Annotated in this window: 11 protein-coding genes; 9 read left to right on the plus strand and 2 right to left on the minus strand. The window is 24.6% G+C overall.

The window, feature by feature from the left end; translation table 4 throughout:
- Together ACXX89_RS01155 and ACXX89_RS01160 are read left to right on the plus strand one after the other, a co-directional pair.
- The coding region (locus ACXX89_RS01155) for a restriction endonuclease subunit S (RefSeq protein WP_458557352.1) at positions 1–613 on the plus strand (613 nt) is incomplete at its 5' end.
- Positions 613–3,831: a DEAD/DEAH box helicase family protein gene (locus tag ACXX89_RS01160; RefSeq protein WP_458557353.1), complete on the plus strand. Its 3,219-nt coding sequence runs from the start codon at positions 613–615 to the stop codon at positions 3,829–3,831. The genes ACXX89_RS01155 and ACXX89_RS01160, both read left to right, overlap by 1 nt.
- A 44-nt stretch (positions 3,832–3,875) precedes the next feature.
- On the opposite strand, the gene ACXX89_RS01165 is transcribed toward ACXX89_RS01160, so the two are convergent.
- A complete protein-coding gene (locus ACXX89_RS01165) occupies positions 3,876–4,799 on the minus strand; it encodes a site-specific integrase (RefSeq protein ID WP_458557354.1) in 924 nt (307 codons plus the stop codon).
- A 116-nt stretch (positions 4,800–4,915) separates the two neighbouring features.
- Positions 4,916–6,034 carry a restriction endonuclease subunit S gene (locus ACXX89_RS01170; RefSeq protein WP_458557376.1) on the minus strand — a complete coding sequence of 373 codons (1,119 nt, stop codon included), beginning with the start codon at positions 6,032–6,034 and terminating at the stop codon, positions 4,916–4,918.
- Positions 6,035–6,287: 253 nt separating this feature from the next.
- Between ACXX89_RS01170 and ACXX89_RS01175 the strand changes: the two genes are divergently transcribed.
- The 7 genes from ACXX89_RS01175 (at position 6,288) to ACXX89_RS01205 (ending at position 19,828) form a co-directional block, all read left to right on the plus strand.
- Positions 6,288–9,818: a hypothetical protein gene (locus ACXX89_RS01175; protein WP_458557355.1), complete on the plus strand. Its 3,531-nt coding sequence runs from the start codon at positions 6,288–6,290 to the stop codon at positions 9,816–9,818.
- An 82-nt stretch (positions 9,819–9,900) separates the two neighbouring features.
- Positions 9,901–11,091 (plus strand): hypothetical protein, encoded by a 1,191-nt coding sequence (locus ACXX89_RS01180; RefSeq protein WP_458557356.1) that lies wholly within the window; start codon positions 9,901–9,903, stop codon positions 11,089–11,091.
- Positions 11,092–11,416: 325 nt separating this feature from the next.
- A complete protein-coding gene (gene pyk, locus ACXX89_RS01185; protein ID WP_436358388.1) occupies positions 11,417–12,841 on the plus strand; it encodes a pyruvate kinase in 1,425 nt (474 codons plus the stop codon).
- Positions 12,842–13,010: 169 nt separating this feature from the next.
- Positions 13,011–15,548, plus strand: coding sequence for a putative immunoglobulin-blocking virulence protein (locus ACXX89_RS01190; RefSeq protein WP_458557357.1), 2,538 nt, complete (start codon positions 13,011–13,013; stop codon positions 15,546–15,548).
- A gap of 14 nt (positions 15,549–15,562) precedes the next feature.
- Positions 15,563–17,854, plus strand: coding sequence for an Ig-specific serine endopeptidase MIP (gene mip / locus ACXX89_RS01195; RefSeq protein WP_458557358.1), 2,292 nt, complete (start codon positions 15,563–15,565; stop codon positions 17,852–17,854).
- Complete coding sequence (locus ACXX89_RS01200) at positions 17,814–19,295, plus strand: MSC_0624 family F1-like ATPase-associated membrane protein (RefSeq protein WP_458557359.1); 1,482 nt, start codon at positions 17,814–17,816, stop codon at positions 19,293–19,295. The genes mip and ACXX89_RS01200 overlap by 41 nt, the downstream gene beginning before the upstream one ends.
- The gene (locus ACXX89_RS01205; RefSeq protein ID WP_436358384.1) at positions 19,295–19,828 is read left to right on the plus strand and encodes an MSC_0623 family F1-like ATPase-associated protein; all 534 of its coding nucleotides are present in this window, start codon (positions 19,295–19,297) and stop codon (positions 19,826–19,828) included. Before ACXX89_RS01200 ends, ACXX89_RS01205 begins: the two co-directional genes overlap by 1 nt.

The following is a 19,828-nucleotide window of genomic DNA, read 5'->3' on the forward strand; positions in this document are numbered from 1 at the left end:
AAACATTCCAAGTATAAGATTCAAAGAATTTACTCACGCTTGAGAACAGGACATTTTGGAGAATTTATATACTTTTGGAAAGACAGGAGGAACTCCTTTAACTACAAATAAAAAATTTTATAATGGTAAAATTCCTTTTTTAACTATTAAAGATATAACAAATTCTGAAAAATATTTAACTGAAACAGAAAAACATATTTCTGAAGATGGTATTAATAACTCAAGTGCATGATTAGTTCCTAAAGATTCTTTAAACTTATCAATTTATGCGTCTATAGGTAAAATCACTATAAATAAAGTAAATTTAGCAACTAGTCAAGCAATTTTTAGTATTATTTTAAAAGAAAAAGATTTATTAGATTTTTACTTCTATAATTTAACTTATAAAAATTTCAAAAAACATTGAAATAAAGTTTTATCTACCGGAACACAGCCTAATTTAAGTTCAGAAATTGTTAATTCAGAAATAATTTTTAAATCAAAAGAAAATAAAGAAAATATTTTAGTAGGTAAACTTTTTACTTTAATAGACTCTCTCCTTTCACTTCACAAGCGTAAGTTAACAGCATTAGAAAAAATAAAAGAAAAACTCTTAGAAAGGATGTTTGTTTAATGGAACACAAAGAATTAGAATTTGAAAAATCTTTATTAATTAAGTTAAAAAACTATGGTTGAAAAAATCAAAGTATTGAAAATTCACAGATAAGCGATACACTTGATGGAATTAGTGAAAAAGAATTAGAACAAAACTGAAGAAATATTCTTTTTGAACTTAATAAAGCAACTCTTAATAATGTGCCTTTAGATGATGAAGAATTTGAAGAAATTAAAGCAAAAATCTTTAATTCAGCAAATAAAGTTGTTGAAATTCATAGTTTACTTCAAGGTGAGTCAATCCCTTTTCAAAGAACAAATCCAAATTTAAGTGCAGAAGATAAAAAAGGTTTGATTTATTTAAAAATATTTAGTAATACAGAAATAAAAGCAGGAAATACTATTTATCAAACAGCAAGACAAGTTTCTGTTTCTGCTCAAAGAGAAAGAAGAATTGATGTTTTACTATTAATAAATGGTTTACCACTATTTTGTTTAGAGTTAAAAACAGCAAATATTGGTATTGAAGATGCTAAAAAGCAATTAATTCAATACGGGAAAAATGGGGTATTTTCCACAGGATTACTTAAATTTGTACAAGTGCTTGTAGCACTAACTCCAAATAATATGGAATATACTTCAATTGTTGATGATTTTAGCAATTTCAACATTAAAGACTTTAGATATTGAAAAAATAAAGATAATCAAATAGTTAATGATATTGATAAAATAATTAACTTATTTTTCAAAATCCCAGAAGCACATAACTTAATTTCTAACGGAACAATAATTAAAGACAATAAATTATTAATCACTAGAAGTTATCAATTTTATGCTATTAAAGCAATTCTTGATAAGATCAATGAAATTAAATACAAAAACGAAAATAAATGTGGATTTATTTGACATACAACAGGTTCTGGTAAAACTTTAACAAGTTTTCAAACAGCAAGTCTACTTTTAAAAAGAGAAATGGTTTCTACTGTTGTTTTTGTAGTTGATAGAATCGATTTAAATGAACAGAGTTTTACAGAGTTTAGTGAATTTTCAAAAACAAATAAAGATAAAATCAAAATTATAAATACTTATGGAATTAAAGATCTAGAAGAAAAATTAAAAGAAACAGCAAGAAACAGCGGTTTATTTAAAACAATTTTTATTACTTCTATTCAAAAACTATCTCAATTAAGAAAAAATTACTTCAAGCCAGAAGAAAAAATTGCTTTAATTTTTGATGAAGCACATAGAAGTAGCTATGGTCAAATGATGAATAAGATTCAAAGTCAATTTGAAAATGCTATTTTCATTGGATTTACAGGAACTCCAATTCACTGAGTTAATCAAAAAAATGAATTAACTACCGAACAAGTATTTGGACCATTACTTCATAAATACACCATTATTAATGGTTTAGAAGATGGAAATGTTTTAAGATTTAGTAATAATTATATAAATTTTGAAAATATGCTTTTAGAATATTTTTATAAAATTCAATGTAATCATTATGGTGAAGAAATTGAAGTTGATAGTACAAAAATAAAATATAAACTTTCTACTTGGGCAAATCAAGGAAGATTCAACTCAAGTGATTTAGAAATTTATAATTTATTAAATCAAAAAAATAATTTAAGTATTCCAGAAGATATTATTAAAATTGAAAGATGATTAAAAAACAACGATTACTACGATAATGATAATTTTAAAAAAGTAGTAGTTAAAGATATTTTGGAACACTGAATTAGTACAAGTAATAACAGAAGATATAGTGCGATTTTAGCTACTAAAAAAATCGATGACGCTATCAAATATTTTAAATTATTCCAAGAAGCTAAAAAATCAGTTCCGGAATTAGCAAACTTTAATGTAACTGCTTTATTTGACAAAAATATCGATGCTGTTTCAGAAGAAGAAGCAAAAAACTTTTCTAAACTAGAAGAAATTAAAAATATTTATGATACTTTTGAACAAGATTTTAAAGATAATCCAAAAGTAACCACTGCTAATCTTGATGAAAACTTCAAAAGTGTAATTTCTAAAATTTTTAAAGAAAGACAAATTATAGAAGGAAATAAATATCCAACAGTAATTCTTGATTTATTGATTGTTGTAAATCAAATGCTAACAGGATATGATTCCAAGTATATTAACACCGTTTTTTTCGATAAAATACAGGAAAATGAACATTTAATTCAATCAATGTCTAGAACAAATAGACTAGAAAATGCAAATGATAAACCATTTGGTTCTATCTATTTTTACAGAGAACCTGGAACCATGAAATCTAATCTTCAAAGAGCGCTTGAGATTTATTCAGGAGTTAATAATGTTGATATTGAAGCAGATTCAAGTAAAATACTAATAAGTAATGCTCAAAAATATTATCAAGAAATTGAAGTTATCTTTAATAACTGAAATTATCCAAACTTTGAAGAAGTGCCAAAATATGATCCTAAATCTGAAAACCACATTCTTAAGGAACAACAAAAAAGATTTGTTGGTAATTTTACTAAACTAGAAAAAACACTTACTTCTTTATCACTTTTAAGAAAAGAACCTTATAAAGAACTTTCAAATGTCTTTAATGAAGAAGATATTAATAAACTTAAATTAAGATTTAAGGAAATCGATTTAAATGCTCTTAGAGACAATAAAGAAAAAGACGAAATAGATGAAACAATAAGTGATTTTGATTTAGATTGAATGTCAGAAAGAACTTTAAACACTCAGATGATTGACATTCATTTCTTTGAAGTTCACTTTACATATAAAGGGAAAGTTGCAGAATTAAAAGCACCTATAAACGAGTGAAGTGAAAAAGAATTTCATCAAAAACTGGCACAAGTTGATGCAGATACAAGAAAACTTCTTCTGCAAATTGATGCAGATATTAGTGATGGTAAAACTATAATTGAAGAAATTTACTCACAATTTGGTGGTTTAAAACAATATTTAAATTTCTTAAAAAATAAAGAACTTAATGATGATAAATCTAAATTTAAAGCAACCTATCTTATTGATCAAGATGAAAACATTAGCAAAGTCTTTGATGAACTTTGAGATTTAGAAGAAAGTCGTTGAAAAGAAAATGGAAGAATCGATACTATAGAAAAGTATCTAAAAATCATAAAAGATGAACAGTCTTTAAAAGAATACATTCTTTCTAAAAATAAAGACTGTAAATTGTATATAATCTACAAACAATTTAAAGAAGATCTCAAAAACAAAAAAATAAATTAAAACACCCAAAAAAATGGGTGTTTTTTGCGTGGGTGAACTTATGTTTAAATTAAGCTAGATATTGATCTCATTACTAAGTCAATATCTTTATTTTCTAATTCATTAATTATGTGTAAATATATTCTTTCAGTTGTATTCATACTTGCATGCCCTAATCTTCTTGCTACGGAAGCGATAGATACTCCAGCATACAATAAAATTGATGCATGGGTATGTCTTAAGGCATGAACTGTAATTGGAGGCACATTAGCTTTTTTGCACCTTCTTATTAAAATATCATTTATTGTTGAGTTATAAATTTTTTCTTTAAATATAAAAATTGGTTTATCTGGATCTAAATCTTTAATAATTCCAGCAAATTGTGAAGTAGTCATTCAATCAAGTTGTACTTTTCTAATTGAAGACTTATTTTTGGTTGGTAAAAAGCCACCATGTTCTTTGTAATTTCAAGTTTTAGAAACATTTAATGTTTGTTTAACAAAATCAAAATCTTTAGGCGTAACCGCAATAGCTTCAGAAAATCTTAAACCTGTTTTAGCGATTAATAATATTAATCAATCCATGTTTAATTTAGAGTCTAATTTAAGTGTTTTTAAAAGCAATTGCAATTGAAATTGATTTAAATATTTTTGTCTTTTTTCTCTAGGTGCTTTTCCTTTAATAACTACTTTTCTAGTTGGATCTGTTTCTAAATAACCATCATCCAATGCATCAAGTAAGCAACTTTTAAGATGATGATGGAAATCCATTGTTGTTTGTTTTTCATGAGTTAAAGCATATTCGTTTAATAATTTTTGATATTCATATCTATCTAATTCATTTAACTTTAAATTTGGAACTAACTTTATGATTCAATCTAATGTTAACTCATATTTTTTAAAACTCACTTTTCTAATTGAATCCTTTTTATATACATATATTCAATTTTGAAAGTATTTATAAAGTAAAATATCTGATTTTTTCTTCATTTTTCCCCTTTTTCACCCACGCCTGAAAGAAAATTAGTATTTTACTTTATAAAATTATTTTACTTTTGCTTTTTATAAAAATAAAAAATTAGCTTAAAATAAAAATTTTTTCATTTCTAAAACTTACGCTTGTGAAGTGAAAGGACAGAATCGATGGTTTCTAACAAATTTGCTATTTTTGTTTGCTCACTTAAAGAAGGAAAAACAATAATTTGTCTATTTAATTCCTTAATATCTAAAGAATTCATCATAATTCCTGATTTTGAAGAATTTTTTAAAGCTTTTAACATTATAGAATTATTATTTATTGCATATTTCCAGTATTCTAAATCATATTTTGTTTTTGGTCTAAAAACACTAAATATATTTGAAATTATTCCGTTTCCTACTGTATTTTCAACAAATCTACCAAAAGGATATTTTGAATTAGTATGACCTTCAAAAGCAATATCACCTTTTCTAAAAACATTGTAATTAGAAATAGTTTGTAAATTATCAATTTTAATATCTGTTTTATAAGTGCTTGACGCAACGGAAATAAAATGACTTAAACCAAACTTTAAATTATTTTTTTCTGAAGATTTTTCGTATAAATTCTCAAAAACTTCCTGTTCTCAAGCGTGAGTCACTTTTTCAAATTTTAAAGGGAAAATTATAGAATTTTGAGATGGAAACATCTTATCCAGTAATGATTGTATAATGTTTTCTAATAAAATAAACTTACGCTTGTGAAGTGAAAGGATCATTTCCAAAGAACTAAATAAATTAGCTATTTTCGTTTGTTCTTTTAATTGATTTGGAAATTCAATAACAATGTTTTTTAAACTGTTTTTACTTATGTTAAATCTTGAAATTCCTTGAGCAAGAGTTAATGATTTATTTCTAAAATTTTTACTTCTAAAAAAATAAGCAAGAAATTCAAAAGAAAATCGATTTTTTTCATTCAATCTAAAACCGGTACAAAAACTGTTTAAATAGGTTTTTTCTGTATTTTCATTCAAAACTGATGACATAGCTACTTCTTCTGGTATTTCAGATGAAATAGTAAAAAATATATCACCTTTTTGTACTAAATTTTGCTTGTCATCTTTTTTTATTTTCTTTAATTCAGATAAATCTACAAACGTATTATTAAATATATTTAAATAATCAATATATTTATAATCACCAATCCCAAAATCTTCTTTAGTTTTTCCATTTAATCCTGAATAAAAGAATCCTAAATTTCCTAATAAGTCCTGTTCTCAAGTGTTAGGATAATTAAGAAATTTGCTGTCATTTTAAGCATTTTAAAAAAATAAGTTAATTTTAAAAAATAATTACATATATTTTTGTAGTTTTGAATAGTTAATATAGAAAAATTTTCAAACAATAATTTTTAATATTTAATTAGTTATCTTAATAAAAATTAATGATCCAAATAAAATTGTTTTATAATAATAAAGTAAGAATTAAAAATTTAAATTTTAAGTATTTAGAAAGGTGTTTATGAAAAATAAAAAGATACAAAAAATTTTAATAATATTAGGTGGTGCTGCTACAGTAGTAACAGCAACTTCATTAGGACTTATTTTTGGTTTAAAAAAATCAAATAACTTATCAAATATACAGAAAAATACAGAAAATGTAACTATTTCATTACTAGAATTAAATGAAACAAATGCTAAAATTCAAGCAACAATAAATTCTAATGATTCTAAATTTGTTAATAAAGAAAAATTTAAAATCATTTTTAATGATATAGATTTTGTTGCTTCAAATTTAGAAAAAAAAGATAATAAAACTATTATAACTTTTGAACTTTGAAATTTAAGTTCTCAAACTTTATATAAATTTTATAATATCAAATTCAATGATGAAATACTTGAAACTGTTAATAGAGATTTTAATTTTACAACTAAAAAAGCAGCAGAACAGAAAATTTATGAAGTAGAAACTTTAGAAGCAACTAACATTTCAAACAATAGTTTAGATATTTCTTTTAATTTAAATAATAATGAAAATATTGAACTTTCTCTTTTTAATGTTGAAGTAAGTGATTATAATAAATCAATTTTAGTTACTTTTAATTCCCAAACAAATTCCTATAATTTTCATTTAGATAATTTAAATCCAAATACTGTATATACTATTAATAAAATTAAATATAATAATAAAGATTTAAACATTAAGTCAACTAATAGAAGCTTTAGAACTACAACAAATGAATTAATGCTAGAAAGTGTTAAATTAGTTTCGAAAAGTAAAAATTTTGCAGTTCTTGAGTTAACTTTAAATAAAGAGTTAACTAATGAAGAATTAAGTCATTTATCTGCAAAATTTTTAGTAAATTCCACAACAACAATAGCAACATCAAATTTCAAACATTTAGCAAATAATCATTTATTATTAACTCTTGAAAATCTAAATCCACAAACAAATTATAAATTAAATGAACTTATTTTAAATAATGAAAATGCCATTTTAAATGAAGAAAATAAAATAAGTTTTAATACATCAAAAGATGTTAGTGAAGATACTTTTACAGTAAGTAATGTAATATTTAAAAATATAACTGAAACATCAGCAACTATTAGAATTGAATTTAGTGAACATGAGTTAGTAGATTCTAATCATCATGAATTTGACTTAGAATTTATTAATGGAAATTCAACTAAATCAAATGATTATAATCTAGATAATAATTTTGTGGAAATTAATGTAGACAATTTAGATTTTCATACAACATATACACTTTCTAATGTTATGTTAAATGGGCATGCATTAACTTTACCTTCTAGAAATAATGAATATAACTTTACAACGAAAGAGTGAACAAGACCTGTAATTTTAAATAATCTTGATTATAAAATTGAAGATAAAATTAATGAAAATCTTTCAGATATACTTTCATTAAATTTTGGAATAACTGATATGTTTCCACTTAAAAGACAACAATATTTTTTTGTTGCAACTTTAAGAGATCAAGAAACAAACGAAGATACAAAACTTTATTTTACATCTACATTTAAAGACAATAGTAAAACTCAATTAACTCTTGATAATGTTAGAATTCCATTAAGTGAAGATCCAGAATCTGATGGTGATTCATTATATTATGAATTACGTCCTAATAAAAATTATTTATTAAAGTCTTTTCAATTAGTAAAAGAAGTTGAAAGTGATAACTATGGTACTGTAGATTTTACTTTAAAAGAAGGAAAAGAATTTACAATTGATACACACATTAATAGGATTAAATATCAAAATGTTAATTTAAATAGTAGTAATAATAATTTAAATATATCATTAGATTTAACAGAGCAAAGCAATGAAAATGTTCAAGCAACAATAGAAAGTGATTATGGTGGTTTATGAGTTTTACCTTTAACTAAAACTAATAATAATTATGCTGGAACATTAAATTTAGCTCAAATGCCAAGCGGACATTTTAAAGTTTCTAAAGTTACTTTAAATAATAAACCTATTTTTATTTCTGCTGCCAATAAAGGTACAAATGAAGTGCAAGTAGAAATTGAAAAAAATAAAAATAATATAATTAATTCTATAAATTATTTATTTGATAAACATAGCTATGAACATAAAATCAGTTTATCTTTAAATACTGATAATAAAGAAAATTCCTTTATTTTTAAACAAAATCCTATTGTTGTGGTAGAAAAAAATGGTTCAACAAATAGTTATATAAATTTACAAAGTCAATGAAATAAGCAAACAAATCAATTAGATGTTTTTAGCTCTAATTTAGATTTTGGAGCATCATATAAAATATTAGGAATAGGAAATATTCACATTAATCAAGTTGATAACAACTCTTTTAGAACAATTGAAACAAAATTAAATAAAAATCAATTAACTAGTGATCAATTAAATAGTTTTTTCGATCAAATTCGAAATCTAGAGTTAAAAAAACATTGATGAGCTTCTGGTATTAAAGCAGAATTATTAAAAGAAAAAAATTTATTTAAATTCTTTGATTTATCAAATCTTTCTATCAATAAATTCGATGATAATATCACTTTTGAGTTTGATGAAAATAGTTTTAGTAACCAAGATGAATTAAATGGAACTTTAACCTTAACTTTTAAATTAGTAAGTGGTACAGAACAGTCAAAATCCAAAACATTAAATATAAGTAATTTATATTCACAAACTTGAATTAATAAAAATAAAACTAATACAAACTTATTTGATTCTTTAGTATCAATTTCAAAAGAAGGTTCAAGAAAATCAACCAAAGAATTTGATGAAGCATTTAGCGATCCTAAATATAATAATAGAGATGATTTAGATTCTTCATTTGGTAAACCTTCAATTATTATTGAACTAAATGACCAAAAATTAGCTGAATTTTTAGATATTGATAAAGTACTTACAAGTTATGATACAAATAAATTTAAAGTATATTTTGTAAAGTATAAAGATGATGAAGATGTTTATCAACCACACAAAACTACTGGTTATGCACCACTTGGGATGATGCAATATAAGTTAATGTTTTGATTTAATCAACATTCACCAGAAGATAAATATACAAATCAAGTAACCCCATTATGAGTTTCTGGTTATAATCAATATACAAATAAAAATTCTAAAGATTTATTTGCTTATTTATCATTGCAATCACAATTATTTTCTTCAAGTGAATATAAAAATATGAATGCAAGATATGGAATAAAATCCACAACACAAGAAACTGCTGATCAAATGCTAGAAGAAATTAATCAAAAAAGCAGTTCCAAAGAAAAATTACTTTATTTAGAGCAAAAAACTAATTTAATTAGATTTTTAAATGATAGCTATAATATTTTAAAAGATACTTATAATCCTCTTGTAACAAGAGATTATTTTGAATATGAAATTGTAAATGTGAAGAAAATATCTTATGGTCTTAATAATTTTTTAGATATAGCACTAGGTATCAAACCAATTTATTTAGGTGCAAACTCTAATAATGAAATTAAAAATGAAGTAATTAATAAAAATACAATTCATATTAAACTTTTAAATAATAATTAATTCTAAATATAAATATTATTTTTATCAGAAGTTTATGCTTCTGATTTTTAATAAACAAATTTAAAAGTAATATAATTAAATTATGAATGAAACAAATAGAAAAGTATTTTTAACTTTCTACCAACAAGTTCAAAGGTTAAAAAAAGAAAAGAAAATGCAAATTGAAGATGAAACGGCAGCTGAAGAGTATTTAAAAAGTAATAATTATATTCAATTTATAACACCTTATAAAATTGCTTTTGCAAAGAAAACAGAAGATTTTAATTTAAATGAATGAAAAGAAAATTTATCTATAAATAAAATTAGTAAAAACAATATTTTTAAACAATTATTTATTAATTCAAAAATGAAAAAACATATATATTATGAAGATTTTTCATTTAATTTATTAAAAGAAATTAATGAAAATAATAAAAAAATTTCTATTTTATTATTTAAAAAAATTCTTGAAATAGAAGGAAAATTGAAAAGTCAAATTAGCAATTATATAGCAATGTGTATGAAGATATATAAAGATGAAAAAAAATTAAAAGTTGACGAAAATTGAAAAATATTTTTGCAAAATTATAAGCCAAAAGAAAATTTTGAATTTATTATAAGTGAAAACGAAAGAAAAAAAATTTATTTTAAATATCACACTAAAACAAATAAATTTTTATATTTTATTGATGGTAAAAATGAAATATTTGAACTTAATTATAAATGTTTAAATAATAATATATGTATAAACAATATATTACATAAATTAAATCTACAAAAAAAAGAAAAGAAAAATTTATTATATAAACTACAACAAAAAGCATTTGAAATAAAGGAATTTAAATTTTTAATGGAAAAAATAAAAAAATATAAAGATTGCAATTATATTTGAAGAGATATAGAAAAATTTGAATTAGGAACTTTAATTTCTTTATTTAAAATAGTAAGCGAATTTGGAAAAAATAATAATTTTATAAATTTAATTTTTCCTAAAAATTGATCAATGGCAAAAATAACTGCATTTTTTAATTTTTTGCAAAAATTAAGAAACCATATTGCTCACCAAAAAAATTTACAATATTTTTATTTATTAGAACTAGAAGATGAATTTTTAAAAAATTTTAAAAAAATAAATAAAATCATTTTTTATTCTGATTTAAAATATTTACTTAAAATAAAAAATTTATTCGGTTTACCATATAGATTTGATATTTTTATTACCAAAAATGGTCTTCAAACTACTTTTAATAGTTTATTTGATAAAAAAATAAAACAAATTTTAAATTTTTTGTAAAAATATGTTACAATTATTATGTATTGGAAAAAGCCGCCAAGGTGCGGGTATTTAGAGATATTTAAAAATTCTCTATCTAAGCGAAGAAACCGCTTTAAAAAGCGGTTTTTTTGCACTTTTTTCATTAAAACAGACTTAAATTAAAAAAATATAAAAAATCAAAAAACAGAAATTTTTCAATTCTTTTTTAACTTTTTTAATTTAAATGATCATTTTTCTTTAATTTCTATTGAAATTTACAACGAATAAAAAAGTTTATTTTTTATAAAAATAATAAAAAAATAGTAAAATGTAGAAGATGTTTTAATTTAATCAAGGGAGAAAAATGAGTATTACAGATAAAAGATCAAAATTGATCGCTACAATCGGTCCTTCTACTCAGGACTATAAATTATTAAAAAAACTTGTTGAAAATGGAGTTACTACAATTAGAGCAAACTTTTCACATGGTGATTTTGAAGAACAAAATGCAAAATTTGAAAATGCTAAAAAAATAACTAAAGAGTTAAACATTCCAGTTTCTATTTTACTTGATACAAAAGGTCCAGAAATTAGAGTTGGAAAAATGAAAGATGGAGCTCAAGTTATTGAGGCGAATTCAGAAGTAACAATTTTAACAAATGCAAATGATTTTAAAAACTTTGAAGGAACTGCAAAACAATTTTCTGTTTCATATGAAATGGATAAAGATTTAAAAGCAGGTGACAGAGTTCTATTTGATGATGGTAAACTGCAATCAGTTGTTAAAACTGTTAAACCAGGAAGAGTTGTTGTTAAAATGGTTAACACTCACAAATTAAAATCAAATAAAAGAATTAATTTACCAGGTGTTGAATTTTCATTACCATTCTTAGCTGAAAAAGATATAAATGATGTTAAATTTGGTATTGAAAAAGGTGTAAACTACATAGCAGCATCTTTTGTTAACTCAGCAGCAAACGTACAAGAATTGAGAAAATTATTAAATGATAATGGTGGTTCTCACATTCAAATTATTTCAAAAATTGAATCACACGTAGGTATTGAAAGAATTGATGAAATCATTGCTGAATCAGATGGAATTATGATTGCTAGAGGAGATTTAGGTTTAGAAATTCCTTATCAAGATGTTCCATATCACGAAAAAAATATTATTAGAAAATGTAGATTAGCTGGTAAACCAGTTATTGTTGCTACACAAATGTTAGATTCAATGGAAAATTCACCACAACCTACAAGAGCAGAAGTAACAGACGTTTATTGAGCAACTGAACTTGGAGCTGATGCTACTATGTTATCAGGGGAATCAGCACAAGGTAACTACCCATTAGAATCAGTTCAAGTTATGTCAACTATTAATAAAAGAGCTGAAAAAGAATTTTATAATAAATTATTCTATAGAGTTCAATTAGCTACTATTGCTAAAGCTTCTTCAGGTAAAAGAGCAGAAATTGCTCATAAACTTGCACATTTAACAGCAGAAAAAGACATTAGATATGCAATTGTTTTATCAAGAACAGGGGAACTATTAAAAATGGTTGCTAAATTTAGACCAAATACAGCAATTATTGGTATTTTAGATAATGAAAAAATGATTGGTGGATTTGGAGTTACTTCTTCAGTGTTTACATCATTAGATTCAATTAAATTATTTAAAGAAATCAAAAATAACCCATCTAAAGCAAAAGAAGCTTTAAAACCATATGGTGCAAATAAAGGAGATAAATTCGTAATTGTTGAAAACGACAAGATTACTGAATTTACATATTAATAATACAAAATCTTTCTTTTTATAGGAAAGATTTTTGTTTTTCGAAAAGATTTAAAAAGTTATAAAAAAAGGAATTTTTGTTTATTTTTATCTTTTTTAACAAAAAAAAAAAAATAGGAGTATAATCAAAATATAAAATTAAAACATTTTTCATATTTAGGGGGTAAAAATGAGAAATTTTTTAAAACAAAGCAAAGTTAAAAAAACAATTGCTATTTTAACCACTTCTATTACAATACCTGTTACAGGAGCGGGTATCTATTTTGCAGCAACTACTGATTCTGCAAATTCAACCGAAAGATCTAAATTATTAAAAGACAACATTATTTCTATTAATACAGGAACCAATTTAGATTTTAAAGATGGTTTATTTTCTCATAGAGATAACAACCAAAAAGTCAAACAAATAAAAAAACCGGAGAAAAAACCAGAAATAACTATTAGTGAAAATCCAAAAGAACCAGAAGAACCTTTAAAACCACCCGCAAGCGAAAAACCGGAAGAAAAAATTTTGGTTTCACCACCAAAACAAACTCCACCTCCACCCCCAGAAAAAGAACCTGAACCAGAACCTGAACCAATAACCCCAGATGATCCTGAACCGGAAAATCCAAAGATAATTGATATCAACGTTGATAATAAGGTTACTCCTGAAACACCAAAAGAGGAACCACAAAAACCGCCTGCAATTGTTCCTGAAGAACCAAAACAGCCAGAACAACCTGTAGAACCCCCAAAACCCGAACCTGTTCAACCGGTAGTAATTGAAGAACCAGTTGTGCAACCAAAACCAGTGGAAAAACCCGTAGAAACACCACAACCGGAGCCAGTTCAACCAAAACCACAGGATAAAAATATTGAAATTCTTCATTTTGAGAATACTGATATTGTTGCTCACGTTACGAGACCAAGAGAAAGAATTCTTCATTCTGATGATGTTGCTAAAAAAATTACTAATAGAGTTCCTTATGTTGCTAATATAACCCCCAAAATTAATTCAATAGAAGTTACAGATGAAATAAGAGCAGCAAATACTAAAAGTGCAATTAAAGCATTAACAAGAACTTTTAATCAAGAAGAAAGAGATTCACTTAGAACTCCAAACTCTGATATGTTTAGCATTTCAAGGTATATAGAGTTAAATGAAGACTATTATAAAGTGCTTTTTGATAAGTTTTCAAGATTAATTGAAAATGGTGATAAAGTTAGGGAGTTTTTAACAGATGAAGGAAAACAAAAATACCCAGAATTAAAAGCTTTAAAAGATAAAAACGAAAGATATGCAAGAATAATTTCTTACATTGATCCAAACAAATTCACCAAAACATCACAAGCAGTAGAAACAATGCTTGGAAAAGGATATGTTATTGAACCAGAAAATAGAAATGTTTATATCGATGCAAATGGTGAAATAAATTCATACTCTTTTGAACCTTTAATAAATGGAGTGGTTGCAACAAGAAAAAGAGATAATTCAGAGAAAAGAGTATTTGGTTATTCTAGTCAATGAAGTAGATCTCCAGAAGATGTACAAAAAGGAGTTTATCCAGGATGAACTAAAAGAGATGTTACATCAGACTATCGATTCACAAGTTATAACGTTTCAAGAAGTGATGGTTTTACAATTAGTGAACTCACCAGAGATGAACCTATTCAAGGAAAAAGAAATAAAGGTTTAGTAGTAGAAATCGATGCATCCAACAACAAAGGTTATGCTAAAACTCTTGGATTTATAAGACAAGCAAAAGAAAACGGTTTAGAAATAACATCTTATAAAATTAAAAATATCGGAACAAAAGATGCAAACCAAAGATTTTATGATATTTTTAAAGCATTGCCAGATAACTTGCCACAACTTGAGTTATATTTTGAAACAAATAACACATCAGCACTTATTGCTTTAGAAAATAAAAAAATTGATGAATTATCTTTATACACAACTAAAAATGTGCATTCAGATTCATGAAGTATTAATCCTTTAGCTTTAAGAAATGTTGCTTTTGTTAATACTTTAGATTATAATGTAAGTAGAGAATATGGTTATGGAGTAAAAGTATTTTCTAGAATCGTATTTGATACACTATCTTTTGAAGAATCTGATTTAGGAAGTAATCCAACAGTTTATAAAGACTTAACAAGAATTAATGATGGTTTAAGAATGGCATATTTTGTAAGAAATAATGAAGGGATTTTCCAAGGAAGTTTTGGTCCAGGATTTGATGCTGATCACAATGAAGGTGGTAACAGTTATCCTCTTGGTTTAGATTTTAGTAGAGAACCATCAATTAAATCATTGCGTGGAATGCGCTTCTATGATATTCACAACTCTTCTAATGGAGTTAGAAAACTCAAAAGAATTAAGTTTTTTAACAATAGTGATACTTTTGAAATTGATGCTGATGAATTGAATAATGCACAATGAGCTGACATTTTAGATCAAACATTACCACAAATGCCAAGAAGCAAAATTGGTTTTTCTAACGGAAGTCAGACATCTAAAATCAAAATTGTTTCTAAAAATGGAGTAAATTCATTAACACCAGAAGGAGTAAGAAACCTTAATACTCTTTTAGATTGAAGCGATGGAAACTTTAATAGCAATACAACAATTTATGTTGGAGAACATGACACAATGCTTTATAAACAAATGCAAAATATCGGAAAAAGAGTAGCATATTCAAGTTCAGAAAACTTTGAATTTAACTAAGAAAGAAGGACAAAATGAAAAAAAGAAAAATTTTTATGCCTTTATTATTAATAGGAATAAGTTCTTTTGCATTCATTTCATGTAATGACACAAGCAAACCAAATCCTGGCGATAATAACGGAGGAAATGATAATTTACCATTAGATACAGAAGAAAGAAAAAATACTTTTTTAAAATCAGTAGCTGATTCTGTTAATATACAATATACATCTTTTACACAAAATCCCCCAAAAACTGACAGAAAAAATGTATATTTTACAGATTTACACGATTTTCTTGAAGATGTTAAATTCACAATAAGTGGAAAAGATTCTGATAAAGTATCTGCTTCTATAACTAACTTTAAAGTAGAAAGAGATAAAGAAGGTTTATCTATTTCCAATAGAACTGGTAAAGGAACAATAGTATTTGAATTCACTCTAAAAAGCGACCCTAAAATCAAATATACTAAAGAAGTGGTGGTTGATGGTTTTGCAAGCAATCCTTACAATGCTGGTTCTGATGGTTCAATTCCAACTAACTTACAAAAAACAGATAATGTAACTTTCTTGAAAAAATATGTTACTTCAAATCAAGAAGAAAGATTTAATATTGATAACGAAGAATATGTTAAAACACTAAAATTACAATTAACTCAAGGTGCAGGCAACTTTGATGCTGCGAATTATAGACCAGAGTTAAAAATAACAGAAGAAAAGAAAAAAGAATTTGATGCAAAAGCAAAAGAAGCAAAAATCGATACTTATGACAACTCTTTAATGAAAGGATTTACACTTCCTTCATATGATGATAAAGGTGAATATAAAGGTTTAGATATATATGATAAACCAGAAGTAACTAAAGGTCCTTCATGATTAGATGCAGCAAAAAGAGATCCTTATCAAATAGTAGGTATTCCAAGATACTTACCAAACGAAATGTATAAGAAAATTGCTTTACAAACATTCCATGTAACTTTTAATAATCAAGATGAAAAAGATGCAAAAGTGTTCCATCCAACTTCTGGGACTATGTGAATTATGGACTTTCAGAAAAAAGATGATAACAAATATCCAACAAAATGATATTTTGGAACAAATGTGCACGTTGCAGATGCTTTAACTAATAAAACAGCATCTATTAGTTTTTCTCGTTTAAATCCTGATACAGGAATTCAAACAGTGTTTAAATTACTTGGATTTGATGAAAACTTTACAAGCTTTGGTTTCCCTTTAGATCTTACAAATAAAAATAATTGACCTATTAAAGTAGTATTTTCAGGTAAAGATTTTCTTAAAAAAGATCCTTCTGACTACTTAATAGATGCACAAAAAAATACTTTTAAAGATAAAAAAGAATTTATTGATTTTGCTGTAATTGAATTGGATTTTGAAAAACTACAGCAAACAGTTGGTCAAAACGGTTCTTCTATTACATACGGAAATAAATCATATGATTCAGCAAAAATCAATTCTTTATTTAACGATAAATCAGAATTTGCAAAATTATTTACAAATGACTATGCAGACAAAAAAGAAGATCATATAAAATTCTTAAAAAAATCATATCTAAAAGATTATAAACAAATCGATTTTCCTTTATTAAAACAAGATTTAGAAAAATACAAAGGTGATAGTCTATACATTTTAGGTTATCCATTAGCTCTTCAAGATTTTTACTTAAAAGAATATGAAGATGAAGATCAAATAAAAAGTAGAAAAAGAGATTTTAGTTTATGAGTAAATGCAGATAGTGAATTATTTCCAAAAGGCTCTGTAACAACAAATGACAGTGAAAAAGCAAAAAAAGGAAATTACCTTTCTTATTCAGTTGGATATAGAACATTTACAGATAAACCAGGAGTAGTTGATGAATTCATAAGTGCAACTAGACTTGGAAAAGATTTATACACTGATTCAGAAAAAAAACAATGAGTAGCTTCAGGATTGGCTTATAGTCCAAGACATTATGTTCCTTATGGTGGAGCATCAGGTTCATCTGTTAGAAATGACAAAAATGAACTTGTTGCTGTATTCCACGGAGCAAATAGTGGAGCAAAAACAGGATTAGCAGCAGCTTTTAGATCTGAAGGATATGATTTTAAAGGTGCTTATGGAACAGGGGATAAAGCATATCATTTACCACAATATGACTTAATCTATGGTGGTGGAAAAGATCAACAAAAATCATACAGAGAAGAAATGAAAAAACTTTATGGAAGTGATACAAACTTCAAAACCAACTTGTTCCCACAAGGTTTAGATCACGTAGAGGAGGGATTTACTTTTGATAACAGTTCAACAGCAACAGAATCAGAAAATAATTAATAGATATAAAACAAAACCAAAAAATAATTGATTATTTGATGTTCTGAAATATTCTTTAGTAGGTTCTATTTTTGTTGGATTATTATTAATTTTAATATTCTATAATACAACAATTTTAGGTAGAGCAGAAAGAGCAGATTACTTTTTATCATTTAATTCTTTACAAATTGCAAGACAATATAATTTTTTAATAATATCAAAAGTTTCTTTATTATTCTTTGTCTTGTTCTATTCGATTATAAAAAACTATATAAACTTAGTTTTTCATAAAGAATTGATAAAAATTTATATTCCTTGGTACATTCTTTATTATTTATTTTCAATTGCAGCTTTTGTATTATTTTTTGTTTTTAATCCATATGCAAATTTAGATAAATATGTACCAGATAATAATGTATATCAACATTTTTGATTAACATTTATATTAATTCCACTTACAATTTTAAATATAGCAAATTACTTTTATTTTTACTTTACAAAGAAAAATAAAAACAAAATTGGTAATAATAAACTTTCTTCAATTATTGTTTCCACAATCGCACAAATTTTATTTGTAGCTGGATATATCTCAATTTTTTGATTATTAATCGAAAAGCAACAAAATGATTTACCAGCGCTAATTTTAGATAAAAGTCAAATTTATTTATTTATGGAACAATTGTTTTCAGTTAAAACATCCTTAAATATTATTTATATGATTGCTATTATTTTAACTATAACAATCTTATTAATAGGAATGAACTTTCCAAAAATTCAGTTTTTATTGAAAAGAGAATATAACCATTTATATTTTAAAAGTCAAATTATTCTCTTTTTAAGTTCAGCAGTTGCATTAATAATTTGATTTGTCTTTATCTTAATTACAACACAAAAAAATACTGATGTTATTTCTGCAAGTAAGCAAAATAGTTATATTGCTTTAATTGTACAAATTATCTTTATTTTAATATTTACAAGTCTTTACTTTGCATCTAATTTTGTTTCTTTCTTGAAACCAAAAGGCAAAATTAACCCATCATTTTATTTTGTTGTAGTACAACTTTTAATTTGAATATCGGTTATGATTGCAACAAGATTTTCTACAGAATTACTTATTAATTCAATTATCTTAATAATTTCTGTTGTGATTTCGACAATCATTTCACTTTTTTATTTAATTTACATTAAAAATACAAGTTTTTATATGATTTTATTAACATTTGTTTTTTTAGGAGCAATTAGTTTATTACTTTTTGTTTCATCACTAAACACTATTTTAATTGAAAGACAAAATTACGCTTTATCATCATTTAATATTGATTTTACTATGAATGAAATTCTAATTATCTTTATAATTACCATTTTATCAACATTTTTAATTAGCCTACTTATTGATTCTGGAATCACATTAGTAAAAATCTTAAAACACAATAAATCACCTAAAAAGAAAGGGAGTAAATAATGAAAAAACTATTTAGTAAAAAACCAAAGAACAAATTGAGTAAAGAACAAGAAGCTTTATTATTTCCTTTCTATGATTTAGAACAAAAATACAAAGAAATAGAAGCTTCTGAAAAATTTATTTCATATTCAAGATTGATGTCATCAGTTTTACTTAGCACAGGATTGAGTTTTGAAAGTGATGTTATAAAAGAATATAAATCAATTTATACTAAAGCTTTAGTAAAAAAATATGATTTAGTTTATTTAGATTTTATTATTTCTTTTGGTTTAAACAAAAAATTCAGTCCAAAATTTCTTGTTCCAATATTAGTAAAAGAAATAAGTTCAAACACTGAACACTTTGATTTAAGATATGATGAAAATTTAGTTAAAGAAAACTTTTTAACCAAATTAAACAACGAAATTAATAGCTTAATGGAAAGAAATTTCTATGTTGAAGTTTTACCTGGAATAATAATTTATTTTTCTTCTTATTCTAAAGAGATGAAATTAGTTTTTAAAAAAGATTACACAAATCAAATAGCAAAATAA

This window comes from Mycoplasma sp. 1012, from assembly GCF_054343455.1.